The sequence below is a fragment of the Allobosea sp. genome, from assembly GCF_017308075.1.
Classification (GTDB): domain Bacteria; phylum Pseudomonadota; class Alphaproteobacteria; order Rhizobiales; family Beijerinckiaceae; genus Allobosea.
Genome location: NZ_JAFKFX010000023.1, coordinates 368,554 through 391,586, shown reverse-complemented (window position 1 = coordinate 391,586; position 23,033 = coordinate 368,554). Strand labels below are relative to the sequence as shown.

Below are 23,033 nucleotides of genomic sequence, written 5' to 3'. Positions count from 1 at the left end.
CTCCGGTTACTTCGAGTGGGCGAAGTCCATGTAGAGCTCGCGCGCCTTGCGGAACATCGGGCCGGGCTGAACCTGCCGGTCGTCGATCCGGTAGATCGGCATCACCTTGGAGTAGTTGCCGGAGGAGAAGATCTCGTCGGCCTGCTCGAAATCGGCATAGCTCAAGCTGGTCTCCTCGACCGGCACGCCGGCGCCGCGCAGCAGCGAGATCACGCGCTGGCGGGTAATGCCGTTGAGGAAGGTACCGTTCGGGGCCGGCGTCTTCACCACGCCGTCCTTGGCGAGGAAGATGTTGGAGGTGCCGGTCTCGGCGACATTGCCGAGCATGTCGAGCACCAGCGCATTGTCGAAGCCGCGGCCCTTGGCCTCGCGCAGGATGCGGGCATTGTTGGGATAGAGGCAGCCGGCCTTGGAATCGGTCGGCATGGTTTCCATGGTCGGGCGGCGATAGGCGCCCTTGGTCACCGAGAAGCCCTTGCCCGGATCGCCCATCGCCGCCTCGAACAGGCAGAGGCAGAACCTGGTCGAATCCGGGTCGCCCATGATGGTCGAGAGGCCGTCGGCCTCGGCCCAGTACATCGGCTTGACGTAGATCGCGGTGCCCGGGGCGAACCTCTTCACGCCCTCGGCGGTGCGCGCGATGATCTCCTCGGGCGAGACCGTCGCCTTCAGGCCGAGCGTCTCGGCGGAGCGGTTCACGCGCGCGGCATGCTTGTCCATGTCGGGGGTGACGCCGTCGAAATGGCGGGCGCCGTCGAAGACGGTCGAAGACAGCCAGCTCGCATGGGAGCGCGGCCCCATGATGCCGGGGTTGCCTTCGTGCCACTCTCCTTCGAACCAGCTCCAGGTTTGCGAATACCAGGCCATAAGGCGCTCCGATCTGTCAGTCTTGTCGACCCGCACCGTCTGCCCCTGCCCCCGCCCCGTCAACACGCGGCCCGGGGAGCGGCAAACGAATGATGTGATGGCTCCGATCGTAACCGGTGATGGGTCGCGATGTGAGGTGAAAATCCGCGCAGCCCGCTCGGCACGATCTCCGACGGGCCGCCATTCAGAGCCCGAAAGCGCGCGCCAGCGAGACCGTGGCCATGCCGACGAGGAGCGCCAGCAGCTCGCTACGCCGCAGCACCATGCTGAGGATCGCGGCGACCAGGGCGAGCCCCGCGGCCAGGCCAAGGCGCTCGACCAGCGGCAGCACGGTGGCGAAGACGATCGATCCTGGAAGTGCCGCGAGCCCGCGCCGGACGCGCGGCGTCAGCGGCACGAAGCCCATCAGCACCACGCCGGAGATGCGGCAAAGATAGGTCGCCAGTGCCATCGCCAGGATGGCGAGATAGGGCCCCCAGGCGCCGGGATCAGGCAGCGTCATCGAGGAAGGCCCCGGCAAGGGCGCCCGAAAGCGCACCGATGATGATGAAGGCGTAGCCGTCGATCAGCTTGGAAGCGACGAGCGCAACCACGCCGGCGATCACCCAGGGCAAGGCCGCCCGGCGGCCACGCCAGAGCGGCACGATCATCGCCGCGAAGAAGATCGGCATGACGAGGTCGATGCCGTATTGGCGGGGATCGGCGACGAGCGAGCCGAGCAGATAGCCCGGAATGGTGGCGAGAACCCAGACGGTCCACAGGCAGAGGCCGGCGCCAAGCACCACGCCAAGATCGGTCCCACCCTCGGCGCGGTAGCGCGTGCCGATCAGCCAGTTCGCATCGGTGAAGACGAAGAGCTGGAAGGCGTTGACCCGGCGCGGATAGCGGGCGAACCAGGGTTGCAGCGACGCCCCCTGCAGGATCGAGCGGGCATTGACCGTCGCCGTGACGAAGGCGAGTCCGGCGATCGCGCCCCAGCTCCATTCGGGGCGCCAGATCTCCATGGCCACAAGCTGAGCGACGCCGGCATAGACCAGCGCGCTCATCAGGATCGCCTCGAACAGGCTCAGCCCCTTGGCCGCGGCTGCTGCGCCGAAGGCCACCGCGAAGACGACGATGCCGGGCAGCAGCACGGAAACCCGGCGCAGGCCGAGCGCCAGGCCGGCGAGCGTCAGCTGTGCCGGGCCGGCGGAAGTGGAGGAGGTTTCCGGATGGGACATGGGCTTTTCGAAGCGGGTCGGCGGGCCGCCGTCAATGGTGGCGACGCGGCCGGCGCATGAATGCAGCGCAAGGCGGGCCGCAAACGGCGCCGCCGCCACGACAGCGCGGCGGATCGCGTCTAGAACGGCGCATGTTCTGGCTCTCCTCCCCCGACCAATGCGCCACGGCCCTGCCGGCCGTCTGGCTGGTCGCGACCGATCACCGCCCCGCTACGCTGACGGAACGCTCGGCGCTGCGGCGCGGCCTAGCGCGCACTATCCTCGCCAAGCAGCTCGGCCTGGAGCCCGAGAGCGTCAGGATCGACCACGAGCCCGGCGGACGGCCGCTGATCGCGGCGCCCGACGGCGACGGCTTGCATATCTCGCTGGCGACGCGTGCCGGCCTGGTGGCACTGGCCCTCGCCCACGCCCGGGTCGGCGTCGATGTCGAGCAGGTCGAGCCTGATCGGCAACCACCCTTCGCGGCGCTGCATCCCTGCGAGCAGGCCATGCTTCGGGCCCTGCCGCCACCGGACCGGCCGCTCGCCTTCGCGCGATTGTGGAGCGCCAAGGAAGCCTATGTGAAAGCCCTCGGCACAGGCTTCCTGCGGCCCCCCGAGAGTTTCCTGGTGAGGTTCGCAGATCAGGACCGCTTCCTGGTCGAGGATCCGCAGCGGCCGGGGAGCGCCTGCGGCTTCAGCCGAACCATAAGAAACGGCGGCCATGAAACCATGGCCGCCGCCTTCATTCAGCTCATTTGAGCCTGTTTCAGCCGGGCTGATCGACCGGCTTCTTCTTCAGGAGATAGCCGACCGCGACGACGAAGGCCGCACCGACGACCGCCGCCGAATAGAAGGGCAGCTTGGCGGGGGCGAGGCCGGCCGGATTGGTCTCGGAGACCGGCACGCTCACCACCCAGCTCGGAATGCTGGTCTGCAGCCACTGCAGCACGGCGATGTCGGAGAGCAGCATCTCGCCGGCGATCCAGCCGAGCAGGGCCGCACCGAGCCAGATCAGGATCGGATAGCGCTCGAGGATCGTCGACAGCATCCGCGCGCCGAAGATGATCAGCGGAATGGTGAGCAGCAGGCCGAAGATGAAGAGCTCGAAATGGCCGCGCGCCGCCGCGGCGATCGCGAGCACGTTGTCGAGGCTCATCACCGCGTCGGCGATGGCGATCGTCCGCACCGCCTTCCAGAGATTGTCGCTGGCGGCGATGTCGCCATGTTCCTCATCCTCGCCCTTGGCGAGCTTGATCGCGATCCAGAACAGCAGCAGCGCGCCGACCACCTTCAGGAAGGGGATGTTGAGGAGGTAGGAGACGACGATCGCGAAAAGAATGCGCAGGCCGACAGCGGCGCCGGCGCCGAGCAGAATGCCGAGCTTGCGCTGCTTCTCGGGAAGCGAGCGGACCGCAAGCGCGATGACGACCGCGTTATCGCCGGAGAGCAGCAGGTCGATCCAGATGATCTGGAGCAGCGAGGCCCAGAAGGTCGAGGATAGGAGGTCCATTATTCTGTCAGTCCCGTGCTAGTGGGCCGGATCGGCATTGGTCGAAAGAAAACGCGGCGAGACATGCGGAATGCTCCCGCCGCGCCGAAAACATCAGGAGCCAGCGGCCCGGCGCTGCCCGGGCCTGACCCGGCCGGACAGCAAGAAAGTCGACGGATCGGGCATTTTCACTCCCTCTCTGGTCTTGTTCCTTCCGGAACCGAGCTTGTGGTCACGCTGGCGCGTCGCCGTCAACCCAGCGCCTGCTCGATCGCCTTGCCGGCGGCCTCGGTGCCGAGCTTGCCGCCGAGGTCGCGGGTACGGGTGCGCTCGTCGCCGAGCGCCCGCTCGATCGCGGCCTCGATGCCCTTGGCGGCCTCGGTCTCGCCGAGATGGTCGAGCATCATCGCGCCCGACCAGATCATGCCGACCGGGTTGGCGATGCCCTGGCCGTAAATGTCCGGCGCCGAGCCGTGGACCGGCTCGAACAGCGAGGGATGGTCGCCGGTCGGATTGATGTTGCCCGACGGGGCGATGCCGATCGTGCCGGTGCAGGCCGGGCCGAGATCGGAGAGGATGTCTCCGAACAGGTTGGAGGCGACGACCACGTCGAAACGGTCCGGATTGAGCACGAAATGCGCGGTCAGGATGTCGATATGATACTGCTCGACGGCGACGCCCGGATAGCTCTTCGCCATCTCCTTCACCCGTTCGTCCCAGTAGGGCATGGTGATCGAGATGCCGTTCGACTTGGTCGCCGAGGTCAGCTTCTTGCGCGGCCGGCGCTGCGCCAGCTCGAAGGCATATTTCAACACGCGGTCGACGCCGACGCGGCTCATCACCGTCTCCTGCATGACGATCTCACGCTCGGTGCCGGCGAACATGCGCCCGCCGACCGAGGAGTATTCACCCTCGGTGTTCTCGCGGACGACGAAGAAGTCGATATCGCCCGGCTTGCGGCCGACGAGCGGGCCGGGCACGCCCGGCATCAGGCGGACGGGGCGCAGATTGACGTATTGGTCGAATTCGCGCCGGAAGAGCAGCAGCGAGCCCCAGAGCGAGACATGGTCCGGCACCTGAGCCGGCATGCCGACGGCGCCGAAATAGATCGCGTCATGGCCGCCGATCTTCTCCTTCCAGTCGTCAGGCAGCATCTTGCCGTGCTTGGCGTAGTAGTCGCAGGAGGAGAAATCGAATTCGTCGAGCCGCAGTTCGAAGCCGTATTTCTTCGAGGCTGCCTCGAGCACGCGCAGCCCTTCGGGCATCACCTCCTTGCCGATGCCGTCTCCGGCGATCACGGCGATGCGATAGACGCGATTGGTCCGGCTCATGCGACTTCTCCAAAAAAGGCAGCAAATTCTGCGGCGACGAGATCGGGGATCTCTTCGGCCAGATAGTGCCCGCCCGGCAATGCCTTCCCACGCACATCCACAGCCCGCTCACGCCAGAGCCCGAGCACGTCGAAGCATTTTCCGACGGCTCCCCGCTCGCCCCACAGGGCCAGCATGGGGCACTCGACCTTCCGGCCGCCATCGGCGTCGTCATGGGCGATGTCGATCGTCGCCGCGGCGCGGTAATCCTCGCAACTGGCATGGATCATCGCAGGGTCGCGAAAGCAGCGGAGATATTCGGCGAGCGCTTCAGGCTCGAACAGCCGCATGTCGGAGGCGCGGCGGCTCGACCAGTAGAACTCCGGATCGGCGCCGATCATCTTCTCCGGCATCGGAGCCGGCTGGATCAGGAAGAACCAGTGCCAATAGGCGCGCGCGAAAGCGTCGCTGGTGTCGCGATACATCTCGCGTGTCGGTGCGATGTCGAGGGTCGCGAGCTTCAGCACCCGTCCGGCATGGTCCAGCGCCAGCCGGTGCCCGACGCGAGCGCCGCGATCATGCGAGCCGACGCAGAAGCGCTCGTGGCCGAGCGCGCTCATCACCTCGGCCATGTCCTGGGCCATGGCGCGCTTCGCATAGGGAGAATGATCGGCGGCGGTCGCCGGCTTCTGCGAATCGCCGTAGCCGCGCAGATCCGGGCAGACGAGCGTGAAGCGCCGCGCCAGCGCCAGGGCGATACGCCGCCACATGATATGGGTCTGCGGATAACCGTGGAGCAGGAGCAGCGGCGGCCCCTCCCCGCCGATCCGGACGCGAATGCGCGCGCCGGAGGTCGCGACGTCGAGCAGCCTGAAGCCGGGGAAGAAGCGATCTTCGACGGGGAGTTCGATGAGCGACATTCAGCCTCTCTGATTGCAACAATCGGAGCCGATACCCGCATTTTCAAACGATTGCGTGCGTCGATTATTTCATAATTATGATCAATAACGAGATGGCGGCGACGCTTGGCCGGTGATCACTCACAAACGAAGCGAAGCCCAGGACTCGGCTCCCCGCAACAAAAAAGGCGCCCGAAGGCGCCTTTTCTGTCCTGAGATGATCGGCTCCAAGCCGATCATGACGCATTGTCAGCCGCGCAGCGCCGCCTTGTAGCGCTTGGTCATCTCGGCGACGATCTTGGCCGCAACGGCCTCGATCTCGGCCTCGGTCAGGGTCTTCTCGACCGGCTGCAGCGTCACCGCCAGCGCGACCGACTTCTTGCCGGGCTCGACGCCGGCGCCTTCATAGATGTCGAAGACGCTGGTCTCGGCGATCAGGTTGCGGTCGGCGTTCTGGGCGGTCTTCGCCATGTCGCCGGCCGCCACCGTCTTGTCGACAATGAAGGCGAAATCGCGCGTCAGCGGCTGAAAATCGGAAAGCGCCAGCTTCGGCTTGACCTTGGTCGGCTTGTACTTCGGCAGCGGCAGCGCATCGAGATGGATCTCGAAGGCGACCAGAGGGCCCTTGACGTCGAGCGCCTTGAGCACGCGCGGGTGCAGCTCGCCGAAGGTGCCGACCACTCCCTTGGGACCGAACTGGAGCGTGCCGGACCGGCCGGGATGCGCCCAGGACGGACCGCCCGCGACGATCTGCAGGCCGCCTACAGGCACGCCGAGCCCGGCGAGCAGCGCCATGACGTCGGCCTTGGCGTCGAAGGCATCGACCGGCTTCGCCGCGCCGTCCCAATGGCGGCCGGCGCCTTCCAGCCTGGCGGTGCCGCGGCGCAGGCCGGCCGCGGCGATCAGCTGGCCTTCGGGCTCGTCGCTCTGGAAGACCTGACCGACCTCGAACAGGGCGACGTCGCCGAAGCCGCGATCGGCATTGGCCTGGGCCGAGCGGATCAGGCCGGGCAGCAGCGAAGGCCGCATGTCGGAGAGATCGGCGGCGATCGGATTGGCGAGGACGAGCTTGCGCGAGCCGCCGCCGAAGAGCTTGGCGGCGTCGTGCGAGATGAAGGACCAGGTCACGGCCTCGACCAGGCCGCGGCTGGCGAGCAGGCGCTTGGACTGACGCGTGCGCTTCTGCAGCACGGTCAGCACCGGCTTGACGACCTCGCCCTTGATCCGCGGCAGCGGCGCCGGCTCGACGCGGTCGAGCCCGGCGATGCGCAGGATCTCCTCGACCAGATCGGCCTTGCCCTCGACATCGCTGCGCCAGGAGGGAGCGGCGACCTTGACCCGTTCGCCGGCGCCCGAAACATGGAAGCCAAGCGAGGTCAGAGCCAGCTTCATCTCGACCTGAGGCAGATCGAGGCCGGTCAGGCGCTTGACTTCAGACCAGGGGAAATCGATGGCGCCGCCGCTTTCCGGCAATTCGCCGGCGAAGACCATCTCGGAGGCTTCGCCGCCGCAGAGCTCGATGATCATCTGCGTCGCGAGATCGAGACCGGGACGGGTGAAGTCCGGGTCGACGCCGCGCTCGAAACGGTAGCGCGCATCGGAGGTGATGCCGAGCGCACGGCCGGAGCGGGCGACGTTGAGCGGGTCCCAGAGCGCGCTCTCGACCAGAACGTCGACGGTGTTCTCGTCGCAGCCCGAAGCCTCGCCGCCCATGATGCCGGCGAGCGACTCGACGCCCTCCGTATCGGCGATCACGACCTGCTCATCGGTCAGCGTGTAGGTCTTGCCGTCGAGCGCCAGGATCTGCTCGCCGGCCCTGGCGCGGCGCACCGTCAGGTCGCCATGGACCTTGGCGGCGTCGAAGACGTGCAGCGGCCGGCTGCGGTCATAGGTCATGAAATTGGTGATATCGACCAGCGCATTGATCGGCCGCAGGCCGATGGCGCGCAGGCGCGCCTGCAGCCATTCCGGCGACGGGCCGTTCTTGACGCCGCGCACCAGGCGCAGGGCGAAGGCAGGGCAGAGCTTCTCGTCGCCGGCGGCGAAGTCGAGCTTCACGTCGACCGGGCATGGGAAGCTGCCGCGCACGGCTGCGACCGAGGGCGTCTTCAGCGTGCCGAGACCGGCGGCGGCAAGGTCGCGGGCGACGCCTGAGACACCCAGCGCATCGGCCCGGTTTGGCGTCACGGCGATCTCGATCATCGCATCGTCGAAGCCGGCATAGGCGGCATAGGGCTGGCCGACAGGCGCATCCTGCGGCAGGTCGATGATGCCGTCATGATCCTCGGAGAGCTGCAGCTCGGCGGCGGAGCAGAGCATGCCGTTCGACTCGACGCCGCGGATCACGCCCTTGCCGAGTGTGATGTCCTTGCCGGGGATATAGGTGCCGGGCGGCGAAAACACGCTCTTCATGCCGGTGCGGGCATTGGGCGCGCCGCAGACCACCTGCACGGGCTCGCCGGAGCCGGTGTCGACCATGCAGACGCGCAGGCGGTCGGCATTGGGATGCTGCTTGGCCTCGATGACATAGGCGATGGTGAAGGCCGAAAGCGCCTTGGCCTTGTCCTCGACCGCCTCGACCTCGAGCCCGACGCGGGTCAGGGTCTCGGAGATGGTGTCGAGCGTCTCGGTGGTGTCGAGATGGTCTTTGAGCCAGGAGAGCGTGAATTTCATGCGTTTAAGTCCATCGGAGCGAGCACTTCCACCAGGCGGAAGCGCTCGCAAAGCAGGGTCATGTCGGGGCTGAAGACGCCGAGGCGCCGGAAATAGGTTTCGTGGGCTTCGCGCCAATAGGAGAGGCTGCGGTCGCCCTCGCCTTCCTCGAAGGCGAATTGCGCGTCGACCTCGTCGAAGCGCCGGAGCATGAGCTCGAGCGTCTCGATCACGCAGACAGGGCGCTTCTCGCCGTCGAGCACGATCCAATACTCGCCGACCGTCGAGGCATCGGGCTCGTCCGGCGTGCTCACGGTCGCGGTCTTGCGGCCGTTGACGACGAGCGCCGCCAACTCCGTCGCGAGCCGGGGACCGTCGCCGAAGGAGAAGCTCCGGCAGTCGCGATAGCGTTCGGGGATGGTCGTCATGTCCAAGGTCACGCCGTCCCATCCCGCCGCGCGCTCGCGGTCGACAGCGCCGGGGCATTGTCGTTCAGCCGGTCGTCGCCATCCGTCCTGATCTTCATGGCGTTGCCGCGCCAGCTGACCTCGCCGGCGAGGAAGGCATAGGCCCAGATGCCGGGGAAGACGAGATCGCGGATGAGATAGGCCAAAGGCGTGCGCCAGTTGACGAACCAGCCGACGCCCTTCGCCAGCGCCATCTCGGCGCCGTACCAGATCGCCAGCACGAGCAGCACGGCCTGCCAGCCCGCAAGGCCATAGGCCGGGGCCGCGAAGGCGGCGAGCACGGCCGGCACCAGCGGACCGACCAGGATCTCCGGCGCGAAGAAGGGCAGGAAGGTGACGCGGCGCAGACGCGCCCAGCGGAACTGGCGCTGCACGACATGGCGCAGATGCCGGCGGCCCAGCGGCTGTTCGAAGGGCTGGTCGACGAGGTGGACATGCTTGCCGGCGGAACGCACCAGCTTGGTCGCCGCCGCATCCTCGGCGATCTCGGCGGCGAGCGCCGCGATGCCGCCGCGGGCATCGAGGAAGGGCTTGTTCCAGAGCATCGACTTGCCCTGGGCGAAGCCGAAGCCGAGCGCCTCGCCGGCATATTGCCAGCGCGCCTGGAAGGTATTGAGGAAGGCGCACTCGACCTCTGCGCCGAAGCAGAGCGGGCGCGAGCCGGCCGGCGTCGAGCAGACCAGGCCGCTATCGTCGCGCCAGGCCGCCATCATCCGCTGGATGTAGTCCTTCGGCATCAGCACGTTGGAATCGGCGAGGATGACCCAGTCATGCCGCGCCGCCTCCCAGCCCCTGACGCAGTTGTTGAGCTTGGGATTGGCGCTGACCGCGACATCGCCGACGATCAGGCGCACGCGCTCCGGACCATGGCTGGCGATCAGCTCCTCGACCAACGGCACGATCGGGTCCTGCCCGTCGGCGACGCAGAAGATCGTCTCGTAATCGGGATAGTCGAGGACGAGGCCGGAGGTCAGGGTTTCCCGGCTGAAGCTCTCCAGGCCGCAGACCGGCCGCACGATCGTCACCGGTGGACGCTGGCGCAGCAGGCTGGATTCGGCCGGCTTGCGACGCAGGCGCAGGAAGGCGATGGCCAGGCACAGGAGATTGGCCGCCACCAGCAGTGCCGCGATCAGGCCGGCCCAATGCGCCGCGCTCATCCGCCCTTTCCTCTCCTAGCCCGCCCTGGTCACGACGACAGGCCGCCGGTCAGGGTCGGCAGGTCGAGCGGGCGGAAGCCGTAATGCGAGAGCCAGCGGATATCGGCCTCGAAGAACGGCCGCAGATCCGGCATACCGTATTTCAGCATGGCGATGCGGTCGATGCCCATGCCCCAGGCGAAGCCCTGATAGACGTCCGGATCGAGCCCGCAATTCCGGAGCACGTTCGGGTGGACCATGCCGCAGCCGAGGATCTCGAGCCAGTCGTCGCCCTCGCCGAAGCGGATCTCGCCGCCCTTGCGCGAGCACTGGATGTCGACCTCGGCGGAGGGCTCGGTGAACGGGAAGAAGGAGGGACGGAAGCGCATCTTGACGCTCTCGACCTCGAAGAACGACTTGCAGAACTCCTCCAGCACCCATTTCATGTGGCCGAAATGGGTCTTCTTGTCGATGACGAGGCCCTCGACCTGATGGAACATCGGGGTGTGGGTCTGGTCGGAATCCATGCGGTAGGTCCGGCCCGGGCAGATCACGCGGATCGGCGGCTCCTGCGCCAGCATGGTGCGGACCTGGACCGGCGAGGTGTGGGTGCGCAGGAGCTTGCGCTCGCCATTGGCGTCGGGCGCGAAGAAGAAGGTGTCGTGCATCTCGCGGGCGGGATGGCCGACCGGGAAGTTCAGCTTGGTGAAGTTGAGGTCGTCGGTCTCGACATCCGGCCCCTCGGCGACGGCAAAGCCCATATCGCCGAAGATCGCGGTGATCTCGTCGATGACCTGGCTGATCGGATGGATTCGCCCGCGCGCCTCCGGCCCTTCGCGCACCGGCAGCGAGATGTCGAGCCGCTCGGCGGCGAGCCGCGTTTCCAGCGCCGCCTCGCCCAGTGCCTCCTTGCGGGCGGCGAGCGCCTGCTGGACGCCGTCGCGCAGGCCGTTGATCAGCGGCCCCTTCTCCTTGCGCTCGTCCGGCGTCATCGCGCCGAGCGTCTTCAGCAAGGCGGAGACCGAGCCGGACTTGCCGAGCGCCGCGATGCGCAACTGCTCCAGCGCCGCCTCGTCCTGCGCCGCGGCGATCTCACCGACAAGGGAATCGCGAAGGGTATCGATCTCGTTCATGCCTGATCTGTTCCGCTAGCGCGCACGCCGCCCGGCCGGAACGACCGGCTGAAGGCAGTTCGCACCACCATAAGAATGCCGGAGCGCATGCCGGCGTGGCATCTTCTATGGCTTCGGCCATGCGGATGCCAGCCCGAATTGCGCTGGCAAAGCGTGTCGATCGCGATGTTTTCGCGCATTCGCCCCTGCTCGCCGGCCCTTCATGACAAGACCGTCGCAGTCAGCACACGCATGCGGCTGGCAGGGGCGACAGCCGCCCCCCTGCCCGGCTATGCAGGAGGACAGTATGGAGATGCCGACATGACCGAGAACCGCGCCCAGAAGAACTCGCCTTCCTATCGCCTCGCCGCGCTCGACCAGGACTTCATCCTCGGCGATTCCACCCGCGGGGCGCGCTTCATGCTCGAATACCAGAAGGCGGAGGATCATCTCAGGGCGCGCGGCATTCTCTCGACCATCGTCGTCTTCGGCTCGGCCCGGGTGCGCGAGGGCGAGCCTTGGTACGAGGCGGCGCGCGCCTTTGCCCGGATCGCCTCGGAGCGCGGCGGCGCGCTCGACGAGGGCCCCGGCGGCCGCCATCACGTCATCGCCACAGGCGGCGGCCCCGGGATCATGGAAGCCGCCAATCGCGGCGCCGGCGACGCGGGCGCGGTATCGATCGGCTTCAACATCACCCTGCCGCACGAGCAGGACCCGAACGCTTTCTCGACGCCCGACCTGACCTTCCGCTTCCACTATTTCGCGATGCGCAAGATGCACCTCGCCATGCGGGCTGCGGCGCTGGTCGCCTTCCCCGGCGGCTTCGGTACGCTCGACGAATTGTTCGAGATCCTGACATTGACCCAGACCGGCAAGATGTCGCCCGTTCCGGTCATTCTCTATGACAGCAGCTTCTGGAAGGGCCTGTTCAATCTCGAGCGGCTGGCCGAAGCCGGGCTGATCCGCAAGGAAGACCTCGCACTGTTCTGCTACGCCGACTCGCCGGAGGAGGCCTATGCAAGGATCGTCGAGGGCGCCGGCGACGACTGGATCCCGGCCGCAGCCGACAATGTGCAGACCTAGCGGCCGCCTGTTCTCACAGCCCTCATCCTGAGGCGCTGCAAAGCAGCGCCTCAGGATGGTCCAGATAGTTCGCGAGCCTCATCGATCATCCTTCGAGACGCGGACCTCGTCCGCTCCTCAGGATGAGGGCCGAGCTTGCGAACCACGCAAAGAAAAAGGCCGGCGTTTCCGCCGGCCTTTCGCAATCCAATCAGGTCAGACCGCTCAGGCGGCCTGGGCCTCGGCGCCGAGCGCGCCCTTGACCGTCTCGACGACCGCGGCGAAGGCAGCGGCATCGTCGATCGCGAGGGCCGACAGGGTCTTGCGGTCGAGCTCGAGGCCGGCCTTGGTCAGGCCGCCGATGAAGACCGAATAGGTCAGGCCGTGCTCACGCACCGCAGCGTTCAGGCGCTGGATCCAGAGGGCGCGGAAGGTGCGCTTCCGGTTCTTGCGGTCCCGATAGGCATACTGCATCGACCGATCGACGGCCGCCTTGGCGGCGCGGATCGTATTCTTGCGGCGGCCATAAAAGCCCTTGGCGGCCTTCAGTGTCTTCTTGTGCTTGGCGTGGGACGTAACGCCCCGTTTCACGCGAGCCATGTTTGATCTCCGGAAAGGTTGTCAGGCGTCAGCCGTTGGGGAGGAAGAACTTCTTCACGTTGGCAGCATCGCCCTCGAACAGGGTCGTCGTGCCACGCTGGTTGCGGATCTGCTTGTTGGTCCGCTTGATCATCCCGTGACGCTTGCCGGCCTGGGCTGCGAGCACCTTGCCGGTTCCGGTGATCTTGAACCGCTTCTTGGCGGCCGCTTTGGTCTTCATCTTGGGCATTTCAGCTCCTCATAGGTCGCGAGCGCGCGAATGGCGCCGCTTGAATTTTGCTTCGGGAAGCAAATAACGATCGCCACGGCAGCCCTTATCAGCCGGGCGATCGAAGGCTGGGCATATGACAGAAAGGCCGCCTTGTTGCAAGCGCGGCCGTTCCGCCCGCTCAGACCAGTGCCGGACGCGCCCTGTCCGAGGCGTCGCCCGACAGCCTGCGCAGGCCGAGCAGCAGGATGGCGAGCGCGGAGAAGCCGCCGGCGACCGACACCCTGAAACCGGCTGCTGCGCCGTAATTGTCGATCAGCCAACCCGACGCCGCCGAACCCAGGGCCAGTCCGACGCCAACACCGGTCATGACCCAGGTGATCCCCTCCGTCAGCTTGGAGGGCGGCACGTGGCGCTCGACCAGCGCCATGGCGACAATGACGGTCGGCGAGATCGAGGCCCCGGCGACGAACAGCACCGCGGCCAGCGACCAGAGCGAGCCGATGGCGAGCAGCGGCAGGGTCGTCGCCGCCGAAAAGGCGATGGCGAGGACGAATTGCTGCGCCAGCGAGAGGCGCAGATGCAGGGCGCCGAAGATGAGGCCGGCGATCAGCGAGCCGGCGGCATAGGCGGCGAGCACCAGGCTGGCGGCCGCCTTGTCGCCCTGTGCCTCGGCAAAGGCGACGGTCGTGACCTCGGACGTGCCGAAGATCGCCCCGACGGCGACCATCACCAGGGCGACGACACGCACGGCTCCGAGTCGGATCGCCGAGCCCTCGGCGCTGGCCGCCTGGGGATGCACGGGTGGCTCGGTCGCGCGCTGACAGACGAAAAGCGCCATGCCGACGGCGAGCAGGATGGTAGCGGCGAGCGGGCCGGCTTCCGGGAACCAGGCGACACTGAGGCCGATCGCCAGCACCGGGCCGATCATGAAGACCATCTCGTCGACCACCGATTCGAAGGCGAAGGCAGTGCGCAAATGCCGCGTGCCGCGATAGATCTCGGTCCAGCGCGCTCGCACCATCGCCGCCATGCTCGGCTCCAGACCGGCAAGCGCGGCGAACAGGAAGAGCACCCAGCTGGGCGCCTCGAGGCGCGTCGCCAGCATCAGCCCCGCGAGCGCGACCAGGGTCGCGAGCGTCGCGGGGATCAGCACGCGGCTCTGGCCATGACGGTCGACCAGGCGCGAGATCTGCGGCGCGATCAGGGCATTGGCGAGCGCGAAGGTCGCGGCGACGCTACCGGCCAGCCAGTACTCGCCGCGCGCCTGCGAAAGCATGGTGACGATGCCGATCGTCACCATCGACAAGGGCAGGCGGGCGACGAAGCCGGCAGCCGAGAAGCCGATCGCGCCGGGCGCCCGGAAGATCTCGCGGTAAGGATTGGGCATTGACTGAGATTCTCCGTCGCGACGCAGCGATATTCTCATACGGCGCGTATGTGAACGTCTAATTGCATACGTTTCGTATGTCAATTAACATACGAGACGTATGCGAAAGGAGACATGAATGGGCCGCAGGCCGCGCCAGCTGATGATCGCCGAGACCCGCACCAAGCTGATCGAGGCGGCACGCGCCGCCTTCGGCACGGTGGGCTATGCCGAGACCTCGATGGACGATCTCACGGCCTCGGCAGGGCTGACGCGCGGCGCGCTCTACCATCATTTCGGCGACAAGAAGGGATTGCTCGCCGCGGTGATCGCCGAGATCGACGCCGAGATGAACGAGCGGCTGAACGCCGTCTCCGCGCGCGCCGCGGACCCCTGGACCGGTTTCCGCGACGAATGCGCCGCCTATGTCGAGATGGCGCTCGAACCCGAGATCCAGCGCATCGTCCTACGCGACGGACCGGCAGTGCTCGGCGACCCCTGGACCTGGCCGACGCAGAGCGCGTGCATCAGCTCGATGACCGACAGCCTCGGCAAGCTGCGCGATGCCGGCGTCATCCTTCCCATCGACCCCGAAGCGGCCGCCCGGCTGATCGCGGGCGCGACGCTGCATGCGGCACAGTGGATCGCCCATGCAGCCGATGGCCGCGCCGCGTCCGAGAAGGCGATCGCAGCCTTCGACGCCCTGCTCGAAGGATTGCTGGTCCGACCCTGACGCCTCGCGGAAACGAAACAAACGCGCGCATTTCTGGCTTCTGAATTGGATGTTTCATATCAAGACCCGACCTGCTAGCGTCGGCGCGTGGACCAGTCGCATCTGACCGCCGCCCTCTCCGAAGGTTTCGCGCAATTGCCGCAGCAATTGCAGGCGGCGGCGCGCTGGGTGCTCGATCATCCCGCCGATGTGGCGCTGCTGACGACGCGCGAGCAGGCGAAGCGGGCGAGCCTTTCGCCGGCGACCCTGACGCGTCTCGCCCAGCGCTTCGGCCTTTCCGGCTATGACGAGTTGCGGGCGATCCATGCCACCGCCCTGCGGCAGCGCCCGGAAGGTTTTGCCGGCCGCGCCGGCGAACTGATGCAGCGCCATGGCGACGAGGGCGCCGGCGCGATCGCACAGGACATGTTCGCAGCGCTCGCCGAGCATCTCAGGGCCTTGCGCGAACCGGACGCACAGGCTCGGCTCGAACGGGCCGCCATCCTGCTGGCCGAGGCCCGGACGGTGTTCTGCTTCGGGCTGCGCTCGGCCTTCCCGGCCGCCTATATGCTCGACTATATTCGCGACCTGATCGGCGCCGGCTCGGTGCTTGCGGACGGCACGGGCGGACGCGGCATCGATGCGCTGCGGCGGATCGGCCCCGACGACGTCTTCTTCGCCGTGTCGGTCTCGCCCTACACACGCCTGACCCTGCAAGCCGCCGAACTGGCCAAGGCCAAGGGCGCCAAACTCGTCGCGCTGACCGACAGCCCGCTCTCGCCGCTCGCCGCTCTCGCCGATGCGACGGTGCTGGTGCGGACCGAAACGCCGTCCTTCTTCCACACGATGACGCCGGCCTTCGCCGCAGTCGAATGCCTGGCGGCGCTGATGACAGCGCACAAGGGCACAGCCGCTCTCGCCGCCATCGCCCGCCACGAGGCGGAGCTTCACGCCGCCGGCACCTTCCACCAACCCAGAGCCGCCAAGCGAGGCCGCAAATGAGCCATGTCCTGCACCGGGTCCTCGGCAAGACCTATCCCGTCGCCGCCTCCGGCACCGGCGTCCTGCTGCGCGACCGCGACGGCCGCGAGCATATCGACGCCTCGGGGGGCGCCGCGGTCTCCTGCATCGGCCATGGCCATCCCGATGTGCTCGCCGCGATGCATGCGCAGATCGACAAGCTCGCCTATGCCCATACCAGCTTCTTCACCAGCGACGCCGCCGAGGAACTCGCCGACCACCTGATCGCGCGGGCGCCCGCCGGCATGGGCTCGGTCTATTTCTGCAGCTCGGGCTCGGAGGCGATCGAGGCCTGCCTAAAGCTGGCGCGGCACTACTTCATCGAGACGGGCGAGCTGAAACGCGTCAACTTCATCTCGCGGCGGCAGAGCTATCACGGCATCACGCTGGGCGCGCTCGGGGTCGGCGGCCGGATGAAGGACCGCGCCGCCTTCGCCGACATGCTGATGCCGGGCCATCACATCTCGCCCTGCTTCGAGTATCGCGGCCGCCGCCCCGATGAGACCGCCGAGCAATACGGCTTGCGCGTCGCGGACGAACTCGAGGCGAAAATCCTGGAGCTCGGCCCTGAAACCGTCTGCGCCTTCGTCGCCGAGACCGTGGTCGGCGCGACCCTGGGCGCGGCGACCGCGGCACCCGGCTATTTCAAGCGCATCCGCGAGATCTGCGACCGCCATGGCGTGCTCCTGATCCTGGACGAGGTGATGTGCGGCATGGGCCGCACCGGCACGCTGCACGCCTGCGAGCAGGAGGGTGTGGCGCCGGACCTGATGGCGATCGCCAAGGGGCTGGGCGGCGGCTATGCGCCGATCGGCGCCATGCTGGTCTCGAAGCGGATCGCGGAAGCCGTCCGGCAAGGCTCGGGCATCTTCCCGCACAGCCAGACCTATGTCGGCCATCCGCTCGCCTGCGCCACAGCGCTCGCCGTGCAGAGGGTGATCGAGCGCGACGACCTCCTCGCCAATGTCCGGCGCCAGGGCGCCCGGCTGGAACAGCGCCTGCGCGAGCGCTTCGGCAATCATCACCATGTCGGCGACATTCGCGGGCGTGGCCATTTCTGGGGCGTCGAGATCGTCGCCGACCGCGCGAGCAAGACGCCGTTCGACCCCGCACTCAAACTGAATGCCCGGATCAAGGAAGCGGCGATGGAGCGCGGCCTGATGATCTATCCGATGGGCGGCACGGTCGACGGCACGGCGGGCGACCATGTCCTGCTCGCCCCGCCCTTCATTATCGATGCCGCGACCGTCGACACCATCGTCGAGCGGCTGGGCGACGCGGTCGACGCGGCGCTGGGGGCGGTGCAGCCGGCCTGAAAAGACCACCAGGCGGGCCGCCAAAGAGCCCGCCTCAACCAAGGGGAACTGCCATGAAACAACTGAGCGTGAAACGACTGAAACAGGCGGGCCTCGCCGCAATCGGCCTCGCAGCCATCGGGCTTTCGACGCCGGCCGCGGCGCAGTCGGGAACGCTCGACCGCGTCAAGGCGCGCGGCGAGCTGATCTGCGGCAACCATATCGCCCTGCCCGGCTTCGGCCTGCAGGGTCCGGACGGACGCTGGGACGGGCTCGACATCGACCTTTGCCGGGCCGTCTCCTCGGCGATCTTCAACGACCCGAACAAGATCAAGTTCATTCCGACGACGCCGCAAATGCGCTTCCTGGTGGTGCAATCGGGCGAGGTCGACATGCTCGCCCGCAACGCCACCTACACCATGTCGCGCGACACCTCGGCCGGCATGTCCTGGCCGATCATCAATTATTTCGACGGCCAGGGCTTCATGGTGCGCAAGTCCCTCGGTGTCAGCGAGGCCAAGGGGCTGAGCGGCGCCTCGATCTGCGTGACGCAGGGCACGACCACCGAGCTCAATCTCGCCGACTTCTTTCGCGCCAATAATCTGAAATACGAGATCATCGGCTTCGCCACCAATGAGGAAGGGGTCAAGGCGCTGGAGGCGGGACGCTGCGACGCCTTCACCACGGATTCCTCCGGGCTTGCCGCCGAGCGGCTGAAATTCGCCAAGCCCGACGAATTCATGATCCTGCCGACCCTGATCTCGCGCGAGCCGCTCGGCCCGGCCGTAAAGCGCGGCGATGAGAGCTGGTTCAATCTGGTGAAGTGGACGCACTACGCCATGCTCAACGCCGAAGAGCTCGGCGTGACCAAGGCCAATGTCGACGAGATGCTGAAATCGACCAATCCCGAGATCAAGCGCCTGCTGGGCGTCGAGGGCAAGTTCGGCGAAGGCCTCGGCCTGAGCAACGACTGGGCCTACCGGATCATCAAGCATGTCGGCAATTACGGCGAGAGCTTCGAGCGCAACGTCGGCATGGGCTCGAAGCTGCAATTGAAGCGCGGGCTGAACGATCTCGCCTCGAAGGGCGGGCTGCAATACCCGCACCCGATCCGCTGAAGCGGCGGCTTCCGCGAAACACACCGCGCCGGCCGCATGCGCCGGCGCGACTTATGCCGGGCTGAACCACCTGAGCCGAAGGGACTGGCTTCCAAATGCGAATCGCACTGATCCATGCCCTGCGCCATTCGCCGCCGCCGATCGAGGCGGCGTTTGCGCGGCTGTGGCCTGAAGCCAGGCTGATGAACCTGCTCGACGACAGCCTCTCGGCCGATCTCGCCCGCGATGGCGGAATCTCCGAGGCGATGACCGGGCGCTTCCTCAGCCTCGCCCGCTATGCGAAGGCCACCGGGGCCGATGGCATCCTCTTCACCTGCTCGGCCTTCGGCCCTTGCATCGAGGCGGTGCAGCGCGAACTTGCGCCGATGCCGGTTCTGAAGCCGAACGAGGCGATGATCGAGGAGGCGGAGGCGCTCGGTGGCCGCATCGGCCTGCTCGCCAGCTTCGCGCCGACGCTTCAGTCGATGCCGCCGGAGTTTCCGGCGTCGCTGACGGTGATGCCCAAGCTGGCCGAGGGTGCGCTCGCAGCGCTCGACCGCGGCGACGGGCCGGAGCATGACCGGCTGGCGGCGCAGGCGGCGGGCGAGCTGGCGGATTGCGATGTGATCGCGCTCGCCCAGTTTAGCCTGGCACGGGCTGCGCCTGCGGTCGCGACCGCGACCGGAAAGCCGGTGCTGACGACGCCGGAGAGCGCGGTCAGGAAGCTGAGGCGGCTGCTGGGCTGAGCGCCGCTCAGAGTCCTTCCATCCGGCGCAGCGCCTCGAAATGCTTGGTCGCCTGATAGACCAGCACCTGGCGCCATTCGCGCGCCGTGGCCTCGATCTCGCCCTCCGGAATCAGTTTCAGGGGCCGCCCGGTCGACATGGCCAGCACCTGCTGACGGCAGGCACGCTCGAGGAAATAGAGGTCGTCGAAGGCGACCGCGACCGACGGCCCGCCGATGGTGACCCCGTGATGGGCGAGGAAGGTGATGTCGACATGGCCCTGCTCGCGATTGGCCGCGGCGATCGCCTCGCCCTCGCCCTCATCGAGCGCGAGCCCGCCGAAATGGTCCTGGTAAAGGGTGCGGCCATGGAAGCGGCAGGCGGTCTGGTGCGCCATTTCCAGCCGGCCGCCCTCGACCATGGTCAACGCCGTGGCATAGGGCATGTGGACATGCAGCACGGCGACATGGCGCGGATTGGCCTTGTGGGCGGCGACATGGATGTTGCGGGCGGTGGCCTCGACCTCGCCCTCGCCTTCCAGCACCTGGCCGTGCTCGTCGATTAGCAGCAGGTCGGAGGGGCGCATCTCCGACCAGTGCACACCATAGGGGTTGATCAGATAGCGCGGGCGCCCGTCCGGGCCATCCGGCAGCGCCACCGAAAAATGATTGCAGATACCCTCATTGAGCTCGAATCTGGCGGCGAGGCGCAAGGCGGCGGCAAGATCGCGGCGCTGTTCGGTCATGGTCGGCTGGGGCATCGGGTCGGTCCGCGTCATGGTCGGGCGTGACCCGACCATCTCTCGACAATGAGACCCTCGGATCAGGTCCGAGGGTGACGACCTCAACCAGACATGACAAGGCCCGGCGCGCGGGCCGGGCCTGTCGGGATTCGCATGACGGAGCGGCAGCTCACTTCGGCGCCAGCACCATCACCATCTGGCGGCCTTCGAGCTGCCAGTCGCTCTCGACCTTCGCGATGTCGACCAGATCGGCCTTGACGCGCTCGAGCACCTTCACGCCCAGATCCTGGTGAGCCATCTCGCGACCGCGGAAGCGCAGGGTCACCTTGACCTTGTCGCCTTCCTCGAAGAAGCCGTGCATCGCCTTCATCTTGACGTCGTAGTCATGCTTGTCGATGCCGGGGCGCAGCTTGATCTCCTTGATCTCGATGGTGCGCTGCTTCTTGCGCGCCTCCGAAGCCTTCTTCTGCTCGAGGAAGCGGAAGCGGCCATAATCGAGGATCTTGCAGACGGGCGGCTCCGAGTTCGGGGCGATCTCGACCAGATCGAGACCGGCATCCTCGGCGATCTTCAACGCCTCGAAAAACGAGACGACGCCGCGATTGACGCCCACATCATCGATGAGCTGAACATCGCGCACGCCACGAATGTCGCGGTTGGAACGGGGACCGTCCTTGGTCGGGGTGGGTGCTGCACGGAACGGACGACGAATGGCTGTATTCTCCTGTGACTGGCGCCTCGGGCGCCGTTGAACAGACACATTGCACAACGCGTAGCGTTGTCAATGGACGGCAAAGTCAAATGGTGAGCGAAAACGAAGGATTCCAGGCTCCACCGCCGGCGCGGAGCGGCAAAGCCGGATCAGCCGTTCAGCGCCTCAACGCCCGAGCAGGGCGCAATAGACATCGAGCGTCTCGTTGACCATCGAGGCCAGCGAGAAATGGCGTTCGACATGCAGGCGCGCCCGTCGCGCCAGCGCGTCCCTCGCGGATGGCCGCAGCGCCAGCGCCTCCTGCAGCGCAGCCGCCAATGCGGGCGCGTCGCCGGGCGGAATGCGCCAGCCGGTACGTTCGGAAGGCGCGACCTGCGGCGGCGCCAGCACCGTCTCCGGCACCGCACCGAGATCGGAGACGACGACCGGGACGCCCATCGCCTGCGCCTCGACGGCGACTCGGCCGAAGGCCTCCGGCTCGGTCGAAGGCACGGCGACGATCGCGGCCGCGAGCATCGCGGCGGGCATGTCGGTGCAATGGCCGACCCGGCGCACGCGCTTCTCCAGCCCGGCCCTGGCGATCTGCTCATCGAGTTCACGGACATAACCGTCGCGGCCCTGGGCGTCGCCGGCGAGGATGAAGGCGGTATCCTCGTCACCGGCATCGCGCATCAGCCGCGCCGCCTCGATCATCACCTTCTGCCCCTTCCAGCCGGTGAGCCTTCCGGGCAGGAGGACGATGCGCTGATGCGGCTCGACGCCCCAGGCGCGGCGCAATGCACTGACCCGCTCGGGGCCGACGGCCGCCGGCGCGAAGGCCGAGAAATCGGTACCGCGGTTGACGATGCGGATGCGATCGCGCGCGAAGCCGTGCCGCGCCAGGATGAGATCGGCGGTATAGGCGGAGTTGGCGATCACGACGTCGCCGCGCGCCATCACCGAATTATAGTGGTTCTTCACCACCGAGCGGCTGTTGTAGGAGCCGTGATAGGTGGTGACGAAGGGCAGTCTCAAGGCCCGCGTCGCCGCCAGCGCGACCCAGGCCGGGGCGCGCGAACGGGCATGGACGAGGTCCACCCGCTCCTGCCGGCAGAGCCTTGCGAGCTTGCGCACGTTCAGCGCCATGGCGAGCGGGTTCTTGGAAGCCGCTGGGAAAGGCAGCCAGATCCCGCCCTTGGCCTGCAATTCGGCGACGAGTCGTCCGCCCTCGGTCGCGACCAAGGCGCGGGCGCCGACCTCGGTCAGCCCCTCCGCGATGTCGACGGCGGTACGCTCGGCCCCGCCCGCTTCAAGCTCGGGGATGATCTGCAGCACCGTGCGCCCACTCAGCGGGTGGGTTTCGGTGGAGGGTAGCGAAAGTGGCGCGCCGGAGCGCAGACTGGTCGTCACCGTTCGAAAGGGCCTTCTTGCAGACGGCGGGTTTGCTATCTGCGCCATGATGGGCATAGCGCTTGCGCGAAGCACAGCGGCCCGGCGCAGATTCCCGCGGCTCGTCACAGGAGAGATAGGGTGAATATGGCTCAACCGCAATTTCTGAGCGTCGGCGAGGGCGCGCGCAGCCGGAGGATCGCCGTCCTGACCCAACCCGGCAAGGGTCCGGCCGTGGTCTGGCTCGGCGGTTTCCGGTCCGACATGCGCGCGACCAAGGCCGAGGCGCTCGCCGGCTGGGCACAGGCGAAGGGGCGTCATTTCATCCGCTTCGACTATGCCGGCCACGGCGAATCAGGCGGCGATTTCGCAGAATGGACCTTGTCGGACTGGCTCGACGACGTGCTCGCCGTGCTCGTTGCCCGCGTCGACGGGCCGGCCGTGCTCGTCGGCTCGTCGATGGGCGGCTGGCTCGCATTGCTGGCGACGCGGCGGCTGCGCGAGATCGCCCCCGAACGCGCACCGGCCGGGCTGGTGCTGATCGCGCCGGCGGTCGATTTCTCGGAAGAGCTGATGTGGGCACAGATGCCCGAGGCGATTCGCCGAACGATCCTCGATGACGGCGTCTGGCTGCGCCCGTCTGACTATTCTCCCGAGCCGACCCCGATCACGCGGGCGCTGATCGAGGACGGGCGCAATCACCTGATGTTCGGCCAGCCGATCGAAACCGGCTGCCCGGTGCATATCCTGCAAGGAATGAGGGATCCCGACGTGCCCTATGGTCAGGCGCTCAAGCTGGTCGAGCATCTGCCGCACGATCCGGTGGTGCTGACCCTGGTCAAGGATGGCGACCACCGCCTGTCGACGCCGGAGGACATCGGGCGCCTCGTCGCGGCCGTCGAGGGCAGCGCCCCGGCAGCCGTCTGAGGCCCTGCCCGGCGCCCTTTCCGCCCGGCCGAAAGGCCGAGCGGCGTGGGCGCCTAGAGCATG

The 23,033-nt window shown here is 67.3% G+C and carries 24 protein-coding genes; 8 read left to right on the top strand and 16 right to left on the bottom strand.

The genetic code is table 11. From position 1 onward, the window contains the following. Positions 1 to 6: 6 nt before the first annotated feature. The 3 genes from J0J10_RS02805 to J0J10_RS02795 all read right to left on the bottom strand — a co-directional run bounded on the left by J0J10_RS02805 (position 7) and on the right by J0J10_RS02795 (position 2,087). Entirely contained in the window at positions 7 to 867 is an 861-nt protein-coding gene (locus J0J10_RS02805) for a branched-chain amino acid aminotransferase (RefSeq protein ID WP_291645084.1), read from the bottom strand. A gap of 184 nt (positions 868 to 1,051) precedes the next feature. Further along, positions 1,052 to 1,369, bottom strand: coding sequence for an AzlD family protein (locus J0J10_RS02800; RefSeq protein WP_291639214.1), 318 nt, complete (start codon positions 1,367 to 1,369; stop codon positions 1,052 to 1,054). Then, positions 1,356 to 2,087, bottom strand: coding sequence for an AzlC family ABC transporter permease (locus J0J10_RS02795; protein WP_291645082.1), 732 nt, complete (start codon positions 2,085 to 2,087; stop codon positions 1,356 to 1,358). Before J0J10_RS02795 ends, J0J10_RS02800 begins: the two co-directional genes overlap by 14 nt. A gap of 131 nt (positions 2,088 to 2,218) precedes the next feature. Here J0J10_RS02795 and J0J10_RS02790 point away from each other — a divergent pair, with 131 nt between their 5' ends. After that, positions 2,219 to 2,827, top strand: coding sequence for a 4'-phosphopantetheinyl transferase family protein (locus J0J10_RS02790; protein ID WP_291645080.1), 609 nt, complete (start codon positions 2,219 to 2,221; stop codon positions 2,825 to 2,827). A 7-nt stretch (positions 2,828 to 2,834) separates the two neighbouring features. On the opposite strand, the gene J0J10_RS02785 is transcribed toward J0J10_RS02790, so the two are convergent. The 7 genes from J0J10_RS02785 to pheS form a co-directional block, all read right to left on the bottom strand. Continuing rightward, on the bottom strand, positions 2,835 to 3,578 hold the full coding sequence (locus J0J10_RS02785) for a TerC family protein (protein WP_291639208.1): 744 nt from the start codon (positions 3,576 to 3,578) through the stop codon (positions 2,835 to 2,837). Positions 3,579 to 3,808: 230 nt separating this feature from the next. After that, positions 3,809 to 4,888 (bottom strand): tartrate dehydrogenase, encoded by a 1,080-nt coding sequence (locus J0J10_RS02780; protein ID WP_291639206.1) that lies wholly within the window; start codon positions 4,886 to 4,888, stop codon positions 3,809 to 3,811. After that, complete coding sequence (locus J0J10_RS02775) at positions 4,885 to 5,787, bottom strand: alpha/beta fold hydrolase (protein WP_291645078.1); 903 nt, start codon at positions 5,785 to 5,787, stop codon at positions 4,885 to 4,887. Before J0J10_RS02775 ends, J0J10_RS02780 begins: the two co-directional genes overlap by 4 nt. A 228-nt stretch (positions 5,788 to 6,015) precedes the next feature. Further along, on the bottom strand, positions 6,016 to 8,439 hold the full coding sequence (gene pheT / locus J0J10_RS02770; RefSeq protein WP_291645075.1) for a phenylalanine--tRNA ligase subunit beta: 2,424 nt from the start codon (positions 8,437 to 8,439) through the stop codon (positions 6,016 to 6,018). Then, a complete protein-coding gene (locus J0J10_RS02765; protein WP_291645073.1) occupies positions 8,436 to 8,846 on the bottom strand; it encodes an ASCH domain-containing protein in 411 nt (136 codons plus the stop codon). The genes pheT and J0J10_RS02765 overlap by 4 nt, the downstream gene beginning before the upstream one ends. Positions 8,847 to 8,854: 8 nt before the next feature. Continuing rightward, a complete protein-coding gene (locus J0J10_RS02760; RefSeq protein ID WP_291645071.1) occupies positions 8,855 to 10,042 on the bottom strand; it encodes a glycosyltransferase in 1,188 nt (395 codons plus the stop codon). A gap of 29 nt (positions 10,043 to 10,071) precedes the next feature. Next, positions 10,072 to 11,154: a phenylalanine--tRNA ligase subunit alpha gene (gene pheS / locus J0J10_RS02755; RefSeq protein WP_291645069.1), complete on the bottom strand. Its 1,083-nt coding sequence runs from the start codon at positions 11,152 to 11,154 to the stop codon at positions 10,072 to 10,074. Between the two features lie 300 nt (positions 11,155 to 11,454). Between pheS and J0J10_RS02750 the strand changes: the two genes are divergently transcribed. After that, entirely contained in the window at positions 11,455 to 12,216 is a 762-nt protein-coding gene (locus tag J0J10_RS02750) for an LOG family protein (RefSeq protein ID WP_291639197.1), read from the top strand. A gap of 204 nt (positions 12,217 to 12,420) precedes the next feature. Here the strand turns inward: J0J10_RS02750 and rplT are convergent, their stop codons facing one another. The 3 genes from rplT to J0J10_RS02735 form a co-directional block, all read right to left on the bottom strand. Continuing rightward, on the bottom strand, positions 12,421 to 12,795 hold the full coding sequence (gene rplT, locus J0J10_RS02745; RefSeq protein WP_291645067.1) for a 50S ribosomal protein L20: 375 nt from the start codon (positions 12,793 to 12,795) through the stop codon (positions 12,421 to 12,423). A gap of 28 nt (positions 12,796 to 12,823) precedes the next feature. Then, positions 12,824 to 13,024: a 50S ribosomal protein L35 gene (gene rpmI, locus J0J10_RS02740; RefSeq protein ID WP_066468280.1), complete on the bottom strand. Its 201-nt coding sequence runs from the start codon at positions 13,022 to 13,024 to the stop codon at positions 12,824 to 12,826. 160 nt (positions 13,025 to 13,184) lie between these two features. Next, positions 13,185 to 14,393: an MFS transporter gene (locus J0J10_RS02735; protein WP_291645065.1), complete on the bottom strand. Its 1,209-nt coding sequence runs from the start codon at positions 14,391 to 14,393 to the stop codon at positions 13,185 to 13,187. A 118-nt stretch (positions 14,394 to 14,511) separates the two neighbouring features. Between J0J10_RS02735 and J0J10_RS02730 the strand changes: the two genes are divergently transcribed. The 5 genes from J0J10_RS02730 (at position 14,512) to J0J10_RS02710 (ending at position 19,242) form a co-directional block, all read left to right on the top strand. Beyond that, positions 14,512 to 15,105 carry a TetR/AcrR family transcriptional regulator gene (locus J0J10_RS02730; protein WP_291640724.1) on the top strand — a complete coding sequence of 198 codons (594 nt, stop codon included), beginning with the start codon at positions 14,512 to 14,514 and terminating at the stop codon, positions 15,103 to 15,105. A gap of 87 nt (positions 15,106 to 15,192) precedes the next feature. After that, positions 15,193 to 16,086, top strand: a complete 894-nt coding sequence (locus J0J10_RS02725) for a MurR/RpiR family transcriptional regulator (protein WP_291645063.1) — start codon at positions 15,193 to 15,195, stop codon at positions 16,084 to 16,086. Further along, positions 16,083 to 17,420, top strand: coding sequence for an aspartate aminotransferase family protein (locus J0J10_RS02720; protein ID WP_291645061.1), 1,338 nt, complete (start codon positions 16,083 to 16,085; stop codon positions 17,418 to 17,420). Before J0J10_RS02725 ends, J0J10_RS02720 begins: the two co-directional genes overlap by 4 nt. Positions 17,421 to 17,473: 53 nt before the next feature. Then, positions 17,474 to 18,517: an amino acid ABC transporter substrate-binding protein gene (locus J0J10_RS02715; RefSeq protein WP_291645059.1), complete on the top strand. Its 1,044-nt coding sequence runs from the start codon at positions 17,474 to 17,476 to the stop codon at positions 18,515 to 18,517. Positions 18,518 to 18,612: 95 nt separating this feature from the next. Beyond that, complete coding sequence (locus J0J10_RS02710) at positions 18,613 to 19,242, top strand: aspartate/glutamate racemase family protein (protein WP_291645057.1); 630 nt, start codon at positions 18,613 to 18,615, stop codon at positions 19,240 to 19,242. Positions 19,243 to 19,249: 7 nt separating this feature from the next. Here the strand turns inward: J0J10_RS02710 and J0J10_RS02705 are convergent, their stop codons facing one another. From J0J10_RS02705 to J0J10_RS02695, 3 genes are all read right to left on the bottom strand, one after another. Beyond that, the gene (locus J0J10_RS02705) at positions 19,250 to 19,981 is read right to left on the bottom strand and encodes an aldolase (RefSeq protein ID WP_465247147.1); all 732 of its coding nucleotides are present in this window, start codon (positions 19,979 to 19,981) and stop codon (positions 19,250 to 19,252) included. Positions 19,982 to 20,132: 151 nt separating this feature from the next. After that, positions 20,133 to 20,675, bottom strand: coding sequence for a translation initiation factor IF-3 (gene infC, locus J0J10_RS02700; protein WP_291640733.1), 543 nt, complete (start codon positions 20,673 to 20,675; stop codon positions 20,133 to 20,135). Positions 20,676 to 20,840: 165 nt separating this feature from the next. Continuing rightward, positions 20,841 to 22,064: a glycosyltransferase family 4 protein gene (locus J0J10_RS02695; RefSeq protein WP_291640710.1), complete on the bottom strand. Its 1,224-nt coding sequence runs from the start codon at positions 22,062 to 22,064 to the stop codon at positions 20,841 to 20,843. A gap of 126 nt (positions 22,065 to 22,190) precedes the next feature. Here J0J10_RS02695 and J0J10_RS02690 point away from each other — a divergent pair, with 126 nt between their 5' ends. Beyond that, on the top strand, positions 22,191 to 22,970 hold the full coding sequence (locus J0J10_RS02690) for an alpha/beta hydrolase (RefSeq protein ID WP_291645283.1): 780 nt from the start codon (positions 22,191 to 22,193) through the stop codon (positions 22,968 to 22,970). The last annotated feature ends 63 nt before the right edge of the window (positions 22,971 to 23,033 follow it).